Here is a 19,139-nt window from a genome sequence, read left to right as displayed (position 1 = left end):
TCAATTTGCCTTAATTTCATGTAACTCAAGCTATGAAACGAATCCTTATCATCGACGACCACGACATTATCCGGGAAAATATTGCTGAAATTCTGTCTTTAGCGGGGTACAAAACCTTTACCGCTGAAAACGGGAAAAAGGGCGTAGAGCTGGCCCTGCAGGAAAAGCCGGATCTTATTATTTGCGATATTATGATGCCTGAGCTGGATGGCTTTGGGGTATTGCACCTGTTACACAAAAATCCGGCCACAGAACATATCCCATTCATTTTCCTGACCGCTAAGGTTGAAAGAAGCGATTTCCGGAAAGGGATGGAAATGGGTGCCGATGATTTTATAACGAAGCCTTTCGATGATATTGAATTACTGAATGCGATTGAAATCAGGTTGAAAAAGAAGGATATCCTGGAACAGAAATATGCAGGTAATGAGCTGGGCATGAAAGAGTTGATGAAAGACCTTAATCTATCCGGGCTGATCAACCTTGATCCTGAAAAATTTGATGTTGAATCTGTTTCAAAAAGGCAGTTTGTTTATTCTGAAAATAAAAGGCCGAGGTTTTTGTATTACCTCAAAAGCGGGAAAGTGAAAACCTATAAACTACATGAGGATGGGAAAGAATATATTACTAATTTATATAATGCCGGTGAGTATTTAGGTTATATTGCCCTGCTGGAGAATAGCTTGTACGACGACACTGCTGAAGTGCTGGAAGACGCGGAACTTGCAATGATCCCGGCGCAGGATTTTTTGCAACTGGTATTTAATGATATGGCAATTGCTACAAAATTTATCAGGCTGGTCAGTCATAATGTGAAAGAAAAGGAAGACCGGTTATTGCACCTTGCCTACGATTCATTGCGGAAAAGGGTAGCGAAGGCACTGGTGGATATCCAACAAAAATTTAGTGCTGGCGCTGATAATCATGCCATTGAAATTTCCAGGGAAGATATTGCCCAGTATGTAGGTACGGCAACCGAATCCCTGATCCGCACATTAAGCGATTTTAAAGGAGAAAAACTGATTGAAATAAAAGAGGGCAAAATCCGTATAACAGATCTTGCCCGCCTGGGCAACCTTTTGTATTAAGTTGCTGTATATTGATTAAGGGTGTATCAATCCTCGCCGCGATTTAATTCATAATCATCCTTGGTTTCCTCATTTTTGGTATTGGGTGATGATATTTCCTGACCATGGCTGTTTTGTTGGGTCAGCGTCCATTTGTCGGTCATGGTTGTTTCCAGCCATAAGTTTCCCGACTTCCGGAAAACCTGGATGGAAAGGCCATACTTATCCCAAAATGCCTGCTCTAGTTCCGCCACACTCATGTCAGGCCACAAATCAAGGTAGCCTTCGGTATTGTTAGTCCTGGCTTCTGATATAGTTAGGTTATGCGGGTACATTCGCTGTGGTGGAGAAGCTTTCTTTACACCATGCATTCTCTGGAAGAATTCAATTTTCAGGTAGGGGAAATAGGTATTGAACTCTTTCTGTACCTCATTCAGGTGCTTTGATGCTAATATGCTTAATGTCATCGTCATGATATTGCATTATTAAACGGAAACATCACAATTATCCATACTTTAAAAGATGAACTGCGAGGCATTATAATTACCGGCTCACCATATGAAAATGTTTCTTTTACTGGAATTTTATGTTGTAATAACATTGGCTACCCCTTTAAATATTGTAATACGCTTACAAATCTAAGTGCCGCGCCAGAGCAGTAATATGATTTTGTTTCGGAGGAAAGATGACTTTTGTCAGCTGTTTTCGGTAAAATCTTCCAGGTCGCGGCGGTCTTTTTTGGTGGGGCGCCCAACCTTGCTTAATCTTTTCCCGGTATTAAAGCTGGCAGCCTGGAATTGGAGCCGTTCCAGTTCTTCCGGTGGGGTTTTGTCTTCGTAATATTTTATGGCTTCGCTGTACTGTACGCGGGTTTGCAATAGCCCGGTTATCCGTATCACCCATTTCCTTGCCTCCGCACGGACTTCGTATTCATCGCCAACTACTACTGCACGGGATGGCTTCACTGCAACACCTTGGTTTTTAACCCGGCCTTTATCAATGGCTTCAGCAGCCAGGCTCCGGGTTTTAAACAGCCTGATGGCCCAGAGATATTTATCGAGTCGAAGCTTTTCAGACATATTAGTGAATGGTGAATGGTAAATCGTGAATAGGCATACTGCTTAGGGATTTCCGGCAACTTCTTACCCTTTAGTCTTCAACAATTGCTGCAAAATATTGGTGGAAATAAGGAATCGTCTCAATGCCTTTATAATAATTTACCAGGTCGTATTTCTCATTCGGTGAATGAAGGTTATCGCTGTCAAGCCCGAATCCCATAAACACTATTTTCAGCCCAAGTTCTTTTTCAAATAAGGCGCAAATAGGAATACTGCCACCGCCCCTTACCGGGATAGGCTTCTTGCCGAAAGTTTTCTCAACAGCCATGGCAGCTGCCTTATAGCCATCGCTGTCTATGGGTGTCATATAGGGTTCACCGCCATGGTGCAGGGATGCTTTGATCGTTATTCCTTCCGGGGCAATAGCATAGAGGTGGTTGATGAGCAATTGTGTGATTTTTTCTGACCCCTGGTCTGGAACTAACCTGCAGGATATTTTTGCAAATGCTTTGGATGGCAATACGGTTTTTGCGCCTTCCCCGGTATAACCACCCCAGATTCCATTTAATTCAAGTGTTGGACGAATGCCGGTGCGCTCATTTGTTGTATATCCTTTTTCTCCCCATAATGCAGATACCCCAAGGTCTTTGGCATATTCTTCTTCACTGAATGGTGCTTTTGCCATCAGCATTCTTTCCTCCTGAGTTGCTTCAATTACATCATCATAGAAGCCCGGAATAGTAATATGATTGTTTTCATCATGAAGGGAGGCGATCATTTTTGCCAGCATGGTGATGGGGTTTGCTACTGCACCACCATAGACACCGCTGTGCAAATCGCGGTTTGGCCCTGTTACTTCTACTTCAATATAGGATAAGCCCCTGACACCAATATCAATTGAAGGGTTATCCATACTGATCATGGCCGTATCACTGATCAATATAACATCTGCATCCAGAAGGGCTTTGTTCGCTTTAACAAAATTGGCCAGGTTTGGTGATCCCACTTCCTCTTCCCCTTCGATAAGAAATTTAATATTTGTGGGTAGGTAATTGGTCTGGACCATTGTTTCCAAAGCCTTTACATGCATATAAAACTGGCCTTTGTCATCACAAGCCCCCCTTGCGAAAATTTTCCCGTCTTTAATTACCGGCTCGAAAGGTCCGCTGTGCCAAAGTTCCAGCGGATCAGCCGGTTGAACATCATAATGCCCGTAAACTAATACAGTTGGCCTGGTTGGATCTGTAATCTTTTCTCCATATACAATGGGATGGCCCGGTGTATCATAAATTACAGCCCTGGAAGCACCGGCTGCAAGCAGGCTGGCCTTTACCGCTTCAGCACATTTTATCATATCGCCTTTGTTTTCACCACGCGCACTAACGCTTGGAATCTTTAAAAGGTCTAGTAATTCATTCAGGAAACGGTCTTTATGCTGATCCTGGTATTCTTTCCAAGCATTCATGGTAATGTATTTAGCGAAACGAATTTAGGCGGTTTTGGGCAATACTTCGCCGGGTTGGGGGAGCTGGTGTTTCTGGTCAGATAAAATATTCCCAACTGTCCATTCGATTTGTTTTTCAAATGGGTGCATGCGCACTTTGCAATCTTTTTTGGTGCAGATGGCACAGGAAAATTCAAGGCAACCGTCGGAATGAACAAAAAGTTCAATGCTGTCGCCGAATTCCTGGCGGATGCGCTGGCTTAAGGTGTCAATTTCTTTATGCGCTTCATGAACATTCAGGTACCAGGGCACCGTAAGGTGACAATCTATATGCAGTATAGCGCCGTACTTGATTACCCGGAGGTTGTGCAGGTCAATCCAGTTTGCGGGCCTGTCGGTGTTCAGTCGCTTTATCATTTGTTGCAGTAATTCATTATCGGCTTCATCCATTATTCCGGCAAGTGATGCCCGTAAAATTTTATACCCGGTAAAGATGATGATGAAACTAAAAATGAGCGCAACAATATTATCGATCAGTTGAATTTTTGTGAAATAGATCAGGGCAATACCTACCAGAATGCCAATGGTGGAATATGTGTCGGACTGCAGGTGTTTGCCACTTGCCACAAGTGCCAGGGAATTGTTTTTTTTGCCCCGCCTGATGGCGATATATCCCATTATGAAATTCACTAAGCCGGCAATGCCCACCAATATCATCCCGTAATCCAGCTTTTGAAGGATATGCGGATGAATAAAATTATCGATGCACTCGTAAATTATGATGAGGCCTGCGATCATGATAAGGGTTCCTTCAACAGCTGCTGATATAAATTCAGCTTTCCCATGGCCATATGGATGATCCATGTCTCGCGGCTTGGAAGCTATATATAAACTGTATAAACCGATAAACCCTGAAATGACATTCACAGTACTTTCCAGCGCATCAGTAAGGATTGAAACAGACCGGGTGATATACCAGGCGAAGATTTTGATGCCGAATAATAATACAGCCACCAATACAACCCATTGTTGCAACCTGAAGTTTTCTTTTTGTGCCTGCATTACTTCATTGCTGTATCATAACGTTGCTGGATAAAATCCCAGTTTACTAAATTCCACCAATTCTCAATGTAATCGGCACGCTTATTCTGGTATTTCAGGTAATACGCATGTTCCCAAACATCCAGACCGAGAATCGGCAACCCTTTTGTTCCGGCTATATCCATCAGCGGATTATCCTGGTTAGGCGTGGAAGTGAGTATTAATTCTTTTTGTTTATCACCATAAAGTACAAGCCATGCCCATCCACTGCCGAAGCGGTTTTTACCTGCATCTGAAAACTGGGATTTAAAATTGGCGAAGGAGCCAAATTTACTTTCAATGGTGGTTAACAAATTGCCTGTTGGCCGGTTATCAGCGCGTGGGGCCCGCATACTCTGCCAAAAGAGTTCATGGTTATAATGGCCGCCGGCATTGTTGCGCAATTTGTCAGAATATTTTGAGATACTGCCGAAAATATCTTCGAGTGGTTTGCTGCGGTCAATACCTTCTGCCTGAGCGGCATCATTCAGGTTCTTCGCATACGCTGCCGCATGTTTGGTATAATGAATTTCCATGGTCATGGCATCAATATACGGCTCTAATGCTTTGTAGTCATATGGCAGTGGCTTTTGGTCGAAGCCAGTGTGGAAAGGATTGTTAACGGTGGCTTTTGCTGTGCTGCAGGAACTCAGCAGACTGCTGCCAACTATGGTACTGCCAATACCAACAGCTAAAGAGGCTTTTGTGCCTTTAGCCAGGAAGTCTCGTCTGGATTGTTTGGAAAGTTTCATTTACCTGTTTTTTTAAAGTTACTGAGCCTTGTCCGTACTGCGAATATTTTTTAACCGTGCAAACCATGGTTGAATCTGGCGGAGTATCCTGAAATAAAATTCTTTATTAAATAATTGTGAATCATGCATGGCTTTCCAGATCAGGAAAATTCCGATCGGCGCTAATACATAGGAGGCCAGCCACATGCCCCATACCGGTTGCATAACATCTTCCTTAACGAACTTTTTCCCGAAATTATTCAGCAGGAAAAAGAGTACGAAAAATACTACAGCAAATACAAGGGGGGTACCAATCCCGCCTTTCCTTATAATGGAACCTAAGGGTGCCCCTATAAGGAACAATATAAAACAGGCAATGGATAAGGTAAATTTTTCATGCCAGGCAATTTTATGCAGCCGAAGGCTTTTGGCCCTGCTCATGTATTCAGCAGTATTGGCATCCATAGTACTCTTGATAATAGTTAACTGCGATAATACTTTTGTATTCGAGTTGGCAATTAAGCTATCTGGTACTATGTCCGAAAGTTTGCTGACCGGTGCTGCTTTTACCGGTTGCTTCCATCCGGTATCAATATATTTTTCAAAAGTCACATACGGCGAAAGGTCGGTGTACATTTTCTTATGGTAGTATTCGTGTAACCCTTCCAGTGAGTCGATGGCGAAATTCAGTTGTCTCACGCTAAGCATCTGGTAATTATCCTTGAAAAGGCTGTCTTGCGTTTTACTCAGTGCCAGGGTGCTGAGGTCAAATACTTTTTTAAATTCGGTAAAACCCAGGCGGATGAATTCTGTATTGGTGTTTAATCGTGACCCTCGCTCGGAATACCTCCATCCGTTCTGTAATTTGAATTCAAGGAATCGTTTATCAGCTGAAACTTTCATAATGCCTTTGTTGGCAATAATGATATTATCCTGTAGGTTATAATCTTTTTCATAAATGATGATATCCCTTAATGTGGAATCATCTTTTTCTTTCTTACCAACTTTTATAGCATAGCCCGGCAGAACGGTATAAAAGACTCCTTCGCGCAGGTCGAATGCCGGTTTTTTGTTGATGATATCATATTTTAAACGGTTTAGCCTCAGGTTTGAAACCGGAATAATATAATTATTAAATAAAAAGGCAATGCCGCAAATGATTATACTAACCACCATCAGGGGACGCATAAAACGTAGCAGAGGAATTCCTGCACTTTTGATGGCAACAAGCTCAAAGGTTTCGCCAAGGTTCCCGAAAGTCATTATGGAAGAAAGAAGTATAGCCAGCGGAAGAGCCAATGGTACTACCGTCGCTGCAACATACATGATCAGCTGGCCAATGGTCATCAAATCGAGGCCTTTTCCCACAATATCATCAATATACAACCAGAAAAACTGGAGTACAAGCACGAAAAGGGTAATAAAAAAGGTAGCGATAAATGGGCCAACAAAGGCTTTTAATATTAATTTATCTAGCTTTTTTATCACAGCGGAGCGGAATGTTTTCTGAATAACTTTGTTGGTATGAGCGGCGTAAAAATACAGCTTTCCAGAGAGGAACAAGAAATGGCAGCAGATACTGGCATTATTTTAACCAAGAACCGTATATTGAGTGCAGTGATGCAGCAATTTGGTACGCTTAGCGAAGCTGAAGTAGCATATACCACTAAGATGCGACACCAGTTGCCTGAAAGTATTTATATGTACCCGCCTAAAATTTCGAGGGGCGAGAATTATCAGCAATTGCCCTGGGTTATGCTTGATTATCCGCGTGTTTTCGCTCCTGAAGCAACACTGGCTATCCGGCATTTATTCTGGTGGGGTAATTTTTTTTCCTGCAGCCTGCAGGTTTCAGGTGATTTTAGCCAGGTTCTGTTAGGTAAAATGGCGCTTTGGCCGGAAGGAACCCATGTCTGCGTACATGCATCGCCGTGGGAGCATCATTTCGGTCCCGATAATTACCTTCCGGTGATAGGCATGGACCCGCAAAAAATCATCTCACTGGCAACCCAGGGAAATTTCCTGAAACTGTCCATAGTATTGCCTGTATCCCAATGGGATAGCGCACAGGGATTTCTGTTTAATGGATTCAGCAGCTGGATGAAACTGCTATTGTAGTTAATTACCCAGTCGATGGAACAGATCCTTCACCTGGTATCCCCATAACTGACTGGAATCTTTGATTTCTTTCTTTTCAGCAAAATCATTGATCACCAGTATGGTCTGGTTGGTAACTTCCGATTTCTCGATGCGGAATTCAAAGAATTCATCTTTTGGCGCATGTAACCAGTGAAACCTGATAAAACTATTTTCTTCACTTTCCAATACCTCTGCTTTATCAATTGAGCCATTCCACGAAAAGCTGAAAACCTGGTCTCTTTCATCTACCCTGTCGGCAAACCATTCCTGCAATCCGGCCGGGGTGCTCAAAAATTCATATAAAATGGTCGGTGAGCACCTGACCGGATATTCCAAAGTATACATTTGTTTCTTAGTCATCTCCTGTCAATATCATTCATTAGTAATGCAATCAATGCAATAATAGAAAATTAAATGACAGCGCAAAATAATATAATAAGTATTTTTTGTTAAACGGTTTTGTTTACATGATTACACAAAATAACCGTATTAACACCGGAATGCAGGGTTTTAGGCATGCGGGATTTGGAAATGGGGTAGGGGAACATTAAATTGCTGTAACTGGGTAACCTTAATAAGTAATCTCTTTTTATGCAAGAAATTCCTAATTAATGCGTTTCTAGTTAGACCAAACCTCAAATCTTAGAAAAAAAAACCTCTAAAACCCTGCCTATGAGCATGCGTCAACTTAAGATTACTAAATCTATCACCAACCGGGAGTCTCAGAGCCTCGAGAAATACCTCCAGGAAATTGGCAAGGTAGAGCTCATCGCACCTGAAGAGGAAGTGCGCCTCGCCAGGCTCATCAAACAGGGCGATCAGCGTGCCCTGGACCGTTTAACCCGCGCCAACCTTCGATTTGTTGTATCGGTTTCCAAACAATACCAAAACCAGGGCCTCTCCTTACCCGACCTGATTAATGAAGGGAACCTTGGGCTCATAAAAGCCGCCCAGCGCTTTGATGAAACGCGGGGCTTCAAATTTATTTCCTATGCTGTTTGGTGGATTCGCCAGAGTATTTTGCAGGCCCTGGCCGAACAAAGCAGGATTGTTCGCCTGCCCCTGAATAAGGTGGGTTTGACGAACCGCATACAAAAAGCATATCAGCAACTGGAGCAGGAGTTTGAGCGCGAGCCATCTCCTGAGGAACTGGCAGAATTGCTCCAGATCGATATTGAGGAAGTTTCCGCAAGCCTTAGTATTTCCGCCCGTCACGTAAGTATGGATTCACCATTGTCTGATGGTGAAGAAAATACAATGATCGATGTACTGGAAAACCCTAACGCTGAACGCACAGATAAAGGCATTGAACATGACGAAAGCCTGAAAATGGAGATCGACAGGTCAATGCAGGTGCTAACCGAGCGCCAGAAAGAAGTGATTTGCTATTTCTTCGGATTGGGGGTAGACCATCCCATGAGCCTGGAAGATATAGGGGAAAAATTTAACCTGACCCGTGAAAGGGTTCGCCAGATCAAGGACAAAGCGATTACCAAACTCAAAACAAATTCAAGAAGTAAGGAGTTACGCACATACCTGGGTGTATAGTCAATCGCTTCAATTATATTTGCACTCCAATTTAAGGTGAACTTTAAGTTCACCTTATTTTTTGGGAAAAAACACACGGGTATGTTTGAATCATTAAGTGAAAGGCTCGAGTCGGCCTTTAAGCAGATAAAAGGGGAAGGCCGTATTACAGAACTGAATGTGGCGGCTACTGTTAAGGATATCCGCCGTGCATTGGTGGATGCAGATGTGAACTATAAAATTGCCAAGGAATTTACCGATCGTATCAAGGACAAAGCCATGGGCGAGAAAGTGCTCACAGCCGTTAGTCCGGGCCAGCTAATGGTGAAGATCGTGAAAGATGAGTTGGCTGAACTGATGGGCGGCACAGAAAGCGAGTTTAATGCAAAAGGCAATCCGGCGGTGATTTTGATTGCCGGTCTCCAGGGTTCCGGTAAAACAACGTTCAGCGGAAAACTGGCCAATTACCTGAAAGGGAAAAAAGGATTCTCCCCAATGCTGGTGGCAGCAGATATCTACCGTCCCGCGGCAATCGACCAGCTGAAAGTGCTTGGTTCCCAGATTGGGGTGGATGTTTATAGCGAACCTGATAATAAGGATGCAGTTGACATTGCACGCAAAGCTATTGCTGAAGCGCGTTCCAGGAATAAAAATGTGGTGATTATCGATACTGCCGGCCGGCTTGCTGTGGATGAAGTGATGATGAACGAAGTGGCCAATATTAAGGCTGCTGTAAACCCGCAGGAAATTCTGTTCGTAGTGGATTCCATGACCGGACAAGACGCTGTAAATACTGCGAAAACTTTCAATGACCGCCTTAATTTTACCGGGGTAGTACTGACCAAGCTGGATGGCGATACACGCGGTGGTGCGGCGCTTTCAATCCGTTATACGGTTAATAAACCAATTAAGTTTGTTAGCAGCGGCGAAAAACTCGATACCCTGGATGTGTTTTATCCGGAGAGGATGGCGCAAAGGATACTGGGTATGGGCGATATTACAACGCTTGTAGAAAGGGCCCAGGAGCAATTCAATGAAGAACAGGCCAGGAAACTGGAGAAAAAAATCCGTAAAAACCAGTTTGATTTTGAAGATTTCAAGCAACAACTGGAGCAGATTAAAAAAATGGGTAATATAAAAGACCTGCTCGGCATGATCCCCGGCGTGGGAAAGGCGGTAAAGGATATTGACATCAGTGATGATGCATTTAAGGGCATTGAGGCAATGATTAACTCAATGACCCCGTTTGAACGGTCAAACCCCGATACTATTGATATCAGTCGCCGTAAACGGATTGCCAAAGGTTCTGGAAAAGATATTAGTGATGTGAATGCTTTTATGAAGCAATTTGACCAGATGAAAGACATGATGAAAATGATGAATAAGATGCCAATGGGTGGAAAAATGCCCGGAATGGGCGGTTTTGGTCGTCGTTAAGCTTTGTAATAAGATAATAATTTTTTAGTTTGCATATATGTTTCGGACTTGCTACTTTTGCAGTCCTTATTAAGGGAAACCCTATTTATTCACGCATTTAAATTTTTATTTAAGATGCCAGTTAAAATGAGATTGCAGCGTCACGGCTCCAAGAAAAGGCCATTCTACTTTATAGTAGTGGCGGATGCACGTGCACCACGGGATGGAAAATTCATCCAGAAAATCGGTACTTACAACCCTCTGACAGTTCCAGCTTCCATTCAGTTAGATCGCCAGCGTGCGCTCGATTGGCTGCACAAAGGTGCTGAGCCAACTGATACGGTTCGTCGTATCCTGTCATTCAAAGGTGTATTGTACCTGAAACACCTGTTGCGCGGCGTTAAGCTGGGCTTGTTCGATGATGTTACCGCTATGCAGAAGTTTGAAGTATGGCACAAAGAACATGAAGCTCAGTTGAAGAAGCGTAGCGATGAGCACCGCAAGCAACGCCAGGTTCGCCGGTTTCCAACCCCGAACAGAAGGCCGCAGCCCCGTCAGGAAGGTGGTGCTGAATAATTGAATGCAAAAAAATGCTCAGAATAAAGTCCCGGTGCCCGTCACCGGGATTTTTCATTACCTGTATAAGGCCAATTAATTTATTATGCAGTATAACAGTATTGGTAAAATCGTAGCCAGCTTTGGGGTTAATGGCGAATTGGTGTTAAAACATGCCCTGGGGAAAAAAACGGCCCTGAAGGGATTGGAAACAATATTTATTGAAGTACACAAGGGGGAATTCCTGCCTTATTTTATTCAGTCTGCACGCGCCAAAAGCGATACCGAGGTGCTGTTGGCCCTTGAAAGTGTTTCCAGTCGCGAGGCCGCACTGCTGCTGAATCAGAAGGAAGTCTGGCTGACTGAAGAAGACTTTTCAAGGTACGCCGCGAAAAATGCGTCCATTTCATTATTGGGTTACCACATCATACATGATGGCCAGGATCTCGGGGAAATTCTGGAGGTAATTGAACAGCCACACCAGGTGCTTTGTCGAATAGACCTTGATGGTAAAGAAGCCCTCATCCCTGTGCATGCAGGCTCCCTGCTCAAAATGGACCCTAAGAAAAAACTAGTGATACTCGACCTTCCCGACGGCCTTCTCGATATCTTCCGCTAACCTTCACCCGGCGGGTAGTTCCCGGCGGGTAATACCCGCGGGGTGAACCAGGTTGAGCAATTTCCCGATTTGCACCTGGTGTCGTTGGTTGTGTGCTATAATGAACCTGAAGACATCACCTAGCTTTAATTTTATAAATGGACTTATGGAGATTGGAATCCGGATAGCATTCAGGTCACAGCGTTCTGCCAAATGAAGCAGATGAACCAGTTTTCTCTGCCATTGTAAAAATTCACCTATAACGTGGCTGCTATTAAGTTTTGGGTTTGGTGAGTGGCTTTTCACTGCTTTCATTTTATTGGAGATTGTCCCGTTTTTAGGCAACATCGACCGGGTAAAATAATCACCCAACCATCCAGGTTTAAATAATGGTTGTGCGTGTTTGGTGGACAGCTCCATTTTATGCTCCATCAGCGGAAGGTAATACCGGTAATAACTGTTGAGGTGTTCCAGCACTTGCAGGGTATTCCACCTGCCTGGCCCATCATTGGTTTCCAGCAAATCAGGTGATGTTTGTTCGGCTATTTGTGTGATATCTTCAAGCAGTACGAGAGATTCATTGCTAAGTTCCCGCAGCAGGACGGAGGAATTAAATGGTTTCATCCTGGTTATTTTTCACAAATCTATTTTAGCCCTTACAACAAAATCTTGGTGCAGGCCAAGCTTTTCCTTGCCTATATTTTTACAGAAGACAACAGCTTACTAAAAGTAGTGGGGTCTAATCCAAGATAGGAAGCCAGGTATTTGTGTGGCACAATTTGCAGGATGTGCGGGCTCCTGGTTAATAAGGTCCTGAATTTTTCTTCAGCGGTATAGACCATTAACTCTGCCTGCCTGTCCAACAGGCCGCTGACCGTAGTACAGAGCGCCTGATAAATGACCTCTGCAATAGACTGCCGGCTTTTTCTAACCTGCTCAAACTGGTAGTAACTGGTTCGTAAAAAACTACTGCTGGTTAAGGTTTCCAGGAAAAACTTCGAAGGTTTCTGGTTGAGGAAAGAATCAAGAATGCCGGAAAAAGAATAGGGATAACTAAACAGAATAGTGGCTTCTTTCTCACCATGTAACTGAAAGCCCCGCTGAACACCTTCTGTTACCCAATAGAGATATTTTTCTTTTTCCCCTGCCACGGTTATCACTTCTTTTCGTTTATAGCTTACCGGTACCCAGATGTCGCTGAAAGCCGACCATTCGATTGGCGGTATATCATGTAGGGCAGACAGCTGCTCATACATTATTTTCAGTGCATCGGGTATTTGCTTCATTTCAATTCAGATTGGAGGAAATCAGCTGCAAGCTTTAACCGGAAATACAAATTACTTAACATCAGGGCGATATTGTTCCTAACCCGCTTAACCGAACCGCCGTTCATTTGCTGGATGGTTTTTATTTCTTCAATTTTTTCATCAATCTTATCAAAAAGTTGCGCTATTGTCCAACCCTGGTAACGCCGGTTGCGTTCATCCAGAATATGGTATGGTTCTATTTTCCCGGGTTTTAGTTTAGTGAATTTGAAATTAGCCTTGATGGCTGCTTTGATAGCTTCATTCGACAGGTGCCCGATAATAGTATCCTCCGGAAAATGATTCAGGTAGCCATTCCTGAAAACACTGAGGTTAAGCCGCAGTTCACGAAGCAGTTGCTTTTTATGCACATCTGCAGTCTCTGATTTCTGCTGTAAAAAACTGATCAGTTTCTCTAATGGACCTAGTCCGGTTTTTAACCATTCCATGCCTTAAAAATAGTGTTTTCAGGCCTTTCACCCGCCGGGTATTACCCGGCGGGTGAAAGTTGTACATTTGGGAATGTCTGCTCAAAGGTTGATTGCACATTTTGACCTCGATGCATTTTTTGTATCGGTAGAATGCCTCTTGGATCCATCTCTTAAAGGAATTCCTCTTGCTGTTGGCGGGAACAGCGACCGTTCAGTTGTTGCGGCCTGCAGTTATGAGGCCCGGAAATTTGGCGTTCATTCGGCGATGCCTATGCGAACAGCACTTCGCATTTGTCCGCAGTTGCGAATTGTACAGGGCACCAGGGGCGCCTACACCAGGTACTCGCGTATGGTTACCGAAATGATCGCTGCGGCTGCTCCGGTTTTTGAGAAGGCATCCATCGACGAATTTTATTTAGACATCAGCGGCATGGACCGCTTTTTCAATCCACTGGAATGGACCGTCGCGTTAAGGGAAAAAATTATCAGTCAAACTGGTCTCCCTATCTCATTTGGTATGGGTTCTAATAAAATGATTGCAAAAATCGCCACAGATGCCGCCAAGCCCAATGGCTTTCTTTTTATTGAACCCGGAAAAGAGGGGAGTTTCCTTGACCCGATGCCGGTTAGTAAAATTCCCGGCGTCGGCGACCAAACCTATCGTGACCTGCTGCAACTGGGTATTGAAACCATCAGCGAATTGCGACAGGCAAATCCAGACCTGCTAACCCGGCAGCTGGGAAAATCCGGTACAGATCTATGGAAAAAAGCCCATGGTATCCATATTGGGGCTGTTTCACCTTACCAGGAAACCAAATCGGTTTCCACAGAAATAACCTTCGATAAAGATGTTTCTGATACAGATTTTTTATTGGCTGAATTGGTGCGGATGACCGAAAAAGTTGCGTTTGAACTTCGACAGGATAATAAATTGGCTGGATGCATTTCCGTTAAAATCCGGTACCCCGATTTTGAAACCACTTCCCGCCAAACCTCCATTCCCTACACATTTTATGATGATGAATTGCTGCCCCAGGCCAAATTACTGTTCCATCAGCTTTACCGTAAAGGAAAATCAGTTCGCCTCATTGGTGTCCGGCTCAGCGAACTGACTGATGGGGCGCGGCAAACCAATTTATTCCAGGATGTAAACCGGAAATCTGACCTTTATAAAGCTATAGATGAGGTGAAAAATAAGTTTGGAAAAGGGGCCCTCAATAAGGCTGGAGGTATGAAAAAATAATTCCCTATTAAATAAGTAGGATTAATTATCTTGCACGTCCATCGAATTAAAATTCCATCATATGAGTTTACGTTTAGGCGATACGGCGCCCAATTTTAAAGCCGTAACTACAGAAGGGGAAATTGATTTTCATGAGTACCTGGGCGATAGCTGGGGTGTGTTATTTTCGCACCCTGCAGATTATACACCAGTATGTACAACCGAACTTGGTAAAACAGCCCTGTTGAAACAGGAGTTTGAAAAGCGTAACGTAAAAGTGCTTGCGGTTTCTGTTGACCCACTGGATAAACACCTGGGATGGCGCAATGATATCAATGAAACGCAGCATTGTACGGTTGACTTCCCCATCATTGCCGATGAGAAAAAAGAAGTGGCCAATTTGTATGGTATGATCCATCCCAATGCTTCAGAAACCTTTACCGTGAGGTCATTGTTTATCATCGGTCCTGATAAAAAAATAAAACTGATGATCACTTACCCTGCTTCCACAGGTCGTAATTTCTTTGAGGTATTGCGTGTAATTGACTCGTTGCAACTTACTGCCAAATACAGTGTAGCTACGCCTGCGGATTGGAAAGCTGGTGATGACGTTATTGTTGTCCCTGCTGTAAGTACAGAAGATGCCATTAAAAAATTCCCTAAAGGCGTGAAAGTGGTTAAGCCTTACCTGCGCTATACCCCACAGCCAAACATTGATTAATTGGAGTAGTAATTATAGCAACCCGGTGAATTATTTTCTCCGGGTTTTTTTTGCCCGTTTTATTGAATCGGATAATCTGCCGGAATGCTAAAAGCTTAGTACTTTCAAAGGACCTATTAGAATATTGTTTATGAAAATATTTTCCCTCTTTGGCCTTCTTTTGCTTTTTGCCAGCCTTGCTTCCGGCCAGCGTACAATTATTTACTGCGGACAACTTGTTGATGTTAAAGCAGGTAAAATGCTTTCTGCAAAAACCATTATTGTGGATGGAAAAAAAATTGCAGATATACAAGATGGCTATATTACAGCCAGGAATAATGACAAGGTGATTGACCTGAAGAACCGCACGGTGATGCCCGGGTTAATTGATATGCACGTACACCTCGAAATGGAAACAAAAAAGGGAGAAGCCGGCGAAAGGTTTGTGGTCAATCCGGCTGATATCGCTTTTTCCTCTTTAAAATACGCAAACAGTACCTTGATGTCGGGCTTCACTACAGTCCGCGATCTGGGTGGAACCGGCGTAAACATTTCGCTTCGCAATGCTATTGCCAAAGGTGAAGTGGTTGGCCCAAGGATATTTACCGCAGGCAAATCGATTGCCACAACTGGCGGACATGCAGATCCGACAAATGGCTACCGCAAAGACCTGATGGGTGATCCCGGACCAAAAGAAGGTGTGATTAATGGTGTGGAAGAAGCTTACCAGGCAGTGAGGCAACGCTACAAAGAAGGGTCTGACCTGATCAAAATAACAGCTACCGGTGGTGTCCTTAGCCAGGCCAAAGATGGTGCCAACGCACAGTTTACTGAAGAAGAGATCAAGGCAATAGTTGCTGCTGCAAAAGACTATGGCTTTAAAGTCGCTGCACATGCCCATGGCGCAGAAGGTATAAAGCGTGCCATACGGGGTGGTGTAAATTCTATTGAGCATGGTACTTTTATGGACGATGAAGGCATTGCTCTGATGAAACAATATGGAACCTGGTATGTTCCTACAATTACTGCCGGAAAATCTGTCGGCGACAGCGCAAAAATACCAGGTTACTATACAGAAGTTGTTACCCCAAAGGCCCTGGCAACCGGTCCAATGATCCAGGCGACATTCGCAAAAGCATATAAAGCCGGGGTTAAAATTGCTTTTGGAACTGATGCGGGAGTATATGCCCACGGGAAAAACTGGCTCGAATTTGTTTACATGCACGAAGCAGGAATGCCTGTTATGGAAGCAATAAAATCTGCTACAGTATCTGCGGCGGAATTATTAGGTGCCACTGATATCCTCGGATCTATTGAAAATGGGAAACTGGCTGATATTATTGCAATAGACGGCGACCCCGTTAAAGATGTTCAGGCAATGGGCCGGGTAAGGTTTGTTATGAAAGAAGGCAAAGTATATAAAAGTGAATGAGTATTTCAGGAATGCTGTGGTTACAGGCGATTACCGGGGAATATTAAATGGCTTGTTTTTTAAATTCTCCCGTTTTGCCACCACCATGTTTTTCCAGTTGTTGCAGGGTAGCCCTCAGGTCCCTGGGTATCGGTGCTTCCAGTGACCTTTGTATTCCTGAGGGATCGGTAAAACGAAGTTCCCTTGCATGTAATGCCAGCCTGTTTAGCAAAGGTTTTTCATCCAGAACATCTTTCCCCAGGTTGAATTTTTTCTTGAAAGAAGAAAGGAATACCGCTTTGCCGTCGCCATATAATGGATCGCACACAATGGGATGACCCAGGTGTTTCATGTGCACCCTGATCTGGTGTGTACGCCCGGTAAGGATTTTAAATTCAAGCCAGCTATATAAATTGAAACTTTCCAATACCCTGTATGCGGTTATAGATGGTTTTCCTTTACGGACAATTGTCATCAGCCCCTTTTTTACCGGGTGTTCACCAATGGGTTCATCGATTATTCCCTCGGCTTCGTATAGTTTGCCCAGAACCAGTCCGTTATAAAATTTCTCAGTACTTCTTTCTTCAAACTGCTTTGATAAAAATTTGTGACTGGCTTCATTCTTTGCGAAGACGATTACACCACTTGTTTCTTTATCCAACCGATGCACCGTATAAATGCTGCCATATTTTTGCAGTAGGATGTCTTTAAGCGATGGTTCAGATTGTTCGCGGTCTGGTATAGACAATAACCCGGCAGGTTTGTTCACGGCTATCAGGTCGTCGGTTTCCAGTAAAATTTCCAATGGATGTTTCATGAACTTCAGGCTGTTATTGGTCGGATTTTTCTTTTTTTGTGCTTTTGTTGAAATGCTTCAACAGGCGAACCTCTTTTTCAGTAAGTAAACGCCATTTTCCCCGCAGTACATTCTTCTTTGTCAGCCCCGCATACATTACCCGGTCAAGCCCGCGTACATCATATTTCATATGTTCAAAAATGCGGCGCACAATGCGGTTACGGCCACTGTGAATTTCAATGCCGATAACGCTTTTGTCTTTCGGATCGGCATAACCCAGTGCGTCGGGGGCAACAAATCCATCTTCGAGTGTTATACCATTGCGAATGGTATCAAAATCATTTTTAGTCAGGGGTTTATCGAGTTTAACCTCGTAAATTTTCTTAACCTGGTTCTTTGGGTGTGAAAGCGTTTGCGCCAGATCGCCATCGTTGGTAAACAAGAGTACACCACTGGTGTTCCTGTCGAGCCGCCCAACAGGATATACTCTTTCTGAAGTGGCTGTTTTGATCAGGTCCAGCACAGTCTTGCGGCCCTGGGGATCTTCCGTTGTTGTAATATAATCTTTCGGCTTGTTTAGTAATATATATACCAGGTTCTTGGTAATTGTAACCCGCTTACCTTTCACCGTTATAATATCCTTTTCGGTTACTTTAAATCCCGGTTCAGTAACATTTGCGCCATTTACAGTTACGATGCCCTCTTTTACCAGCGCAGCTGCATCGCGCCGGGCACAAACACCACAATGTGCAATGAATTTGTTCAGCGGCATTAGGGATGCACCGTGTTCGTGCTGGCCTGCATTTGCAACACCAGCAGGAGGCGTTTTATCAGCTATCTTAACTGCACTTTTTGTTATGGCTTTACTGTGGGATGGCCTGGTTGCCGGGGCTTCCGGCTTTGCATACCTTGATTTTCTTTTCTCGTCAATTTTTTCCTTAATGGCTTCAGCCCGCTCATTTTTGATTTCTCTTCTTTCTTTGCGGTAGGCTTCCTTAATGGTACCCGCTTTCTTCTTGTTCGCGAATTTCTCGAACCCGGTGGACTTTTTCATGTACTTAAAATTTGCTGTTTTTCAACAGGGATGGGTGCAAAAGTACTGAAGTTAACCCGGATTATCGGGATTGGCCCTTATTCCGCCTGCTTTTCATTTCATCCAGGATGCTTTGCTGGTCGGGGTTAAGCATAGCTTTCATATCGGATTTATGCGCTTCAACCAATGCTTTTAGTTGCCTGCGCTGTTCAGCTGCAGCAAGGGCATCATTAGCTCTTATTACTTCAGCTTTTTGCCTGAAATCCTTATCCAGCTGGGTCATTTTTGTGGATTGATCAGCACTGAGGTTCAGTTTTTCTTTCATTTTCTCCATCCTTTCTGCAGATCTTTTTTCGTTTTCCAGCTTTCGGCCGGCCTTTTGTTCACCAAGCTGCTTCCTTTGCTCCGGCGTTAGGATCGCCATCATTTTGGCCTGTTGTTCCTTGCGCAATTCAGCCATTTTGTTTTGCTGGTCTTCCGTTAGGTGTAATGCTTTAAAATCCATCGGTTGACGGTGCCTGTCAGGTCCCACACCATCTTGCAGCCTCATCTTGCCACCTTCCTGGGCCATCGCCATATGAAGGCAAAATCCAAGCATTGCCGTTGTGAATATTTTTTTCATAGCGT

The 19,139-nt window shown here is 43.8% G+C and carries 22 protein-coding genes; 9 read left to right on the top strand and 13 right to left on the bottom strand.

What is annotated here, in order from left to right; translation table 11 throughout:
* The first annotated feature begins 32 nt into the window (after window positions 1-32).
* Window positions 33-1,088 (top strand): response regulator, encoded by a 1,056-nt coding sequence (locus LAQ65_RS20435; protein WP_224118874.1) that lies wholly within the window; start codon window positions 33-35, stop codon window positions 1,086-1,088.
* 26 nt (window positions 1,089-1,114) lie between these two features.
* Here the strand turns inward: LAQ65_RS20435 and LAQ65_RS20430 are convergent, their stop codons facing one another.
* The 6 genes from LAQ65_RS20430 to LAQ65_RS20405 form a co-directional block, all read right to left on the bottom strand.
* Entirely contained in the window at window positions 1,115-1,540 is a 426-nt protein-coding gene (locus tag LAQ65_RS20430; RefSeq protein ID WP_224118873.1) for a hypothetical protein, read from the bottom strand.
* A gap of 222 nt (window positions 1,541-1,762) precedes the next feature.
* Window positions 1,763-2,146 carry an RNA-binding S4 domain-containing protein gene (locus tag LAQ65_RS20425; protein WP_224118872.1) on the bottom strand — a complete coding sequence of 128 codons (384 nt, stop codon included), beginning with the start codon at window positions 2,144-2,146 and terminating at the stop codon, window positions 1,763-1,765.
* Window positions 2,147-2,216: 70 nt separating this feature from the next.
* On the bottom strand, window positions 2,217-3,590 hold the full coding sequence (locus tag LAQ65_RS20420) for a dipeptidase (protein ID WP_224118871.1): 1,374 nt from the start codon (window positions 3,588-3,590) through the stop codon (window positions 2,217-2,219).
* Window positions 3,591-3,614: 24 nt separating this feature from the next.
* Window positions 3,615-4,631 carry a cation diffusion facilitator family transporter gene (locus LAQ65_RS20415; protein WP_224118870.1) on the bottom strand — a complete coding sequence of 339 codons (1,017 nt, stop codon included), beginning with the start codon at window positions 4,629-4,631 and terminating at the stop codon, window positions 3,615-3,617.
* The gene (locus tag LAQ65_RS20410; RefSeq protein WP_224118869.1) at window positions 4,631-5,401 is read right to left on the bottom strand and encodes a superoxide dismutase; all 771 of its coding nucleotides are present in this window, start codon (window positions 5,399-5,401) and stop codon (window positions 4,631-4,633) included. The genes LAQ65_RS20415 and LAQ65_RS20410 overlap by 1 nt, the downstream gene beginning before the upstream one ends.
* Window positions 5,402-5,419: 18 nt before the next feature.
* Window positions 5,420-6,868 (bottom strand): LptF/LptG family permease, encoded by a 1,449-nt coding sequence (locus LAQ65_RS20405; RefSeq protein WP_224118868.1) that lies wholly within the window; start codon window positions 6,866-6,868, stop codon window positions 5,420-5,422.
* Window positions 6,869-6,904: 36 nt separating this feature from the next.
* Between LAQ65_RS20405 and LAQ65_RS20400 the strand changes: the two genes are divergently transcribed.
* On the top strand, window positions 6,905-7,498 hold the full coding sequence (locus LAQ65_RS20400; protein WP_224118867.1) for a hypothetical protein: 594 nt from the start codon (window positions 6,905-6,907) through the stop codon (window positions 7,496-7,498).
* On the opposite strand, the gene LAQ65_RS20395 is transcribed toward LAQ65_RS20400, so the two are convergent.
* On the bottom strand, window positions 7,499-7,879 hold the full coding sequence (locus tag LAQ65_RS20395) for an START-like domain-containing protein (protein WP_224118866.1): 381 nt from the start codon (window positions 7,877-7,879) through the stop codon (window positions 7,499-7,501).
* Between the two features lie 312 nt (window positions 7,880-8,191).
* Between LAQ65_RS20395 and LAQ65_RS20390 the strand changes: the two genes are divergently transcribed.
* From LAQ65_RS20390 to LAQ65_RS20375, 4 genes are all read left to right on the top strand, one after another.
* Window positions 8,192-9,067 carry a sigma-70 family RNA polymerase sigma factor gene (locus LAQ65_RS20390; RefSeq protein WP_224118865.1) on the top strand — a complete coding sequence of 292 codons (876 nt, stop codon included), beginning with the start codon at window positions 8,192-8,194 and terminating at the stop codon, window positions 9,065-9,067.
* A gap of 81 nt (window positions 9,068-9,148) precedes the next feature.
* Entirely contained in the window at window positions 9,149-10,483 is a 1,335-nt protein-coding gene (ffh, locus tag LAQ65_RS20385; RefSeq protein ID WP_224118864.1) for a signal recognition particle protein, read from the top strand.
* A 114-nt stretch (window positions 10,484-10,597) separates the two neighbouring features.
* Complete coding sequence (gene rpsP / locus LAQ65_RS21130) at window positions 10,598-11,038, top strand: 30S ribosomal protein S16 (RefSeq protein WP_214458421.1); 441 nt, start codon at window positions 10,598-10,600, stop codon at window positions 11,036-11,038.
* 85 nt (window positions 11,039-11,123) lie between these two features.
* Window positions 11,124-11,636, top strand: coding sequence for a ribosome maturation factor RimM (locus tag LAQ65_RS20375; protein WP_224118863.1), 513 nt, complete (start codon window positions 11,124-11,126; stop codon window positions 11,634-11,636).
* A 3-nt stretch (window positions 11,637-11,639) separates the two neighbouring features.
* Here the strand turns inward: LAQ65_RS20375 and LAQ65_RS20370 are convergent, their stop codons facing one another.
* The 3 genes from LAQ65_RS20370 to LAQ65_RS20360 all read right to left on the bottom strand — a co-directional run bounded on the left by LAQ65_RS20370 (window position 11,640) and on the right by LAQ65_RS20360 (window position 13,368).
* A complete protein-coding gene (locus tag LAQ65_RS20370) occupies window positions 11,640-12,239 on the bottom strand; it encodes a DinB family protein (RefSeq protein WP_224118862.1) in 600 nt (199 codons plus the stop codon).
* Between the two features lie 71 nt (window positions 12,240-12,310).
* On the bottom strand, window positions 12,311-12,901 hold the full coding sequence (locus LAQ65_RS20365; protein ID WP_224118861.1) for a Crp/Fnr family transcriptional regulator: 591 nt from the start codon (window positions 12,899-12,901) through the stop codon (window positions 12,311-12,313).
* Entirely contained in the window at window positions 12,898-13,368 is a 471-nt protein-coding gene (locus LAQ65_RS20360) for a hypothetical protein (protein WP_224118860.1), read from the bottom strand. Before LAQ65_RS20360 ends, LAQ65_RS20365 begins: the two co-directional genes overlap by 4 nt.
* A gap of 73 nt (window positions 13,369-13,441) precedes the next feature.
* On the opposite strand from LAQ65_RS20360, the gene dinB reads away from it, so the two are divergent.
* The 3 genes from dinB (at window position 13,442) to LAQ65_RS20345 (ending at window position 16,704) form a co-directional block, all read left to right on the top strand.
* A complete protein-coding gene (gene dinB, locus LAQ65_RS20355) occupies window positions 13,442-14,593 on the top strand; it encodes a DNA polymerase IV (RefSeq protein ID WP_224118859.1) in 1,152 nt (383 codons plus the stop codon).
* Window positions 14,594-14,654: 61 nt separating this feature from the next.
* A complete protein-coding gene (locus tag LAQ65_RS20350) occupies window positions 14,655-15,293 on the top strand; it encodes a peroxiredoxin (protein ID WP_224118858.1) in 639 nt (212 codons plus the stop codon).
* 130 nt (window positions 15,294-15,423) lie between these two features.
* Window positions 15,424-16,704, top strand: coding sequence for a metal-dependent hydrolase family protein (locus LAQ65_RS20345; RefSeq protein WP_224118857.1), 1,281 nt, complete (start codon window positions 15,424-15,426; stop codon window positions 16,702-16,704).
* 43 nt (window positions 16,705-16,747) lie between these two features.
* On the opposite strand, the gene LAQ65_RS20340 is transcribed toward LAQ65_RS20345, so the two are convergent.
* The 3 genes from LAQ65_RS20340 to LAQ65_RS20330 form a co-directional block, all read right to left on the bottom strand.
* Window positions 16,748-17,500 (bottom strand): RluA family pseudouridine synthase, encoded by a 753-nt coding sequence (locus LAQ65_RS20340; protein WP_262901532.1) that lies wholly within the window; start codon window positions 17,498-17,500, stop codon window positions 16,748-16,750.
* Window positions 17,501-17,513: 13 nt separating this feature from the next.
* Window positions 17,514-18,533, bottom strand: coding sequence for a pseudouridine synthase (locus LAQ65_RS20335; protein WP_224118856.1), 1,020 nt, complete (start codon window positions 18,531-18,533; stop codon window positions 17,514-17,516).
* Window positions 18,534-18,594: 61 nt separating this feature from the next.
* A complete protein-coding gene (locus tag LAQ65_RS20330) occupies window positions 18,595-19,134 on the bottom strand; it encodes a hypothetical protein (RefSeq protein ID WP_224118855.1) in 540 nt (179 codons plus the stop codon).
* Between the last annotated feature and the right edge of the window lie 5 nt (window positions 19,135-19,139).

It is taken from the genome of Flavihumibacter profundi (genome assembly GCF_020076305.1).
Lineage (GTDB): Bacteria > Bacteroidota > Bacteroidia > Chitinophagales > Chitinophagaceae > Flavihumibacter > Flavihumibacter profundi.
This window is presented reverse-complemented; position numbering and strand designations above follow the sequence as displayed.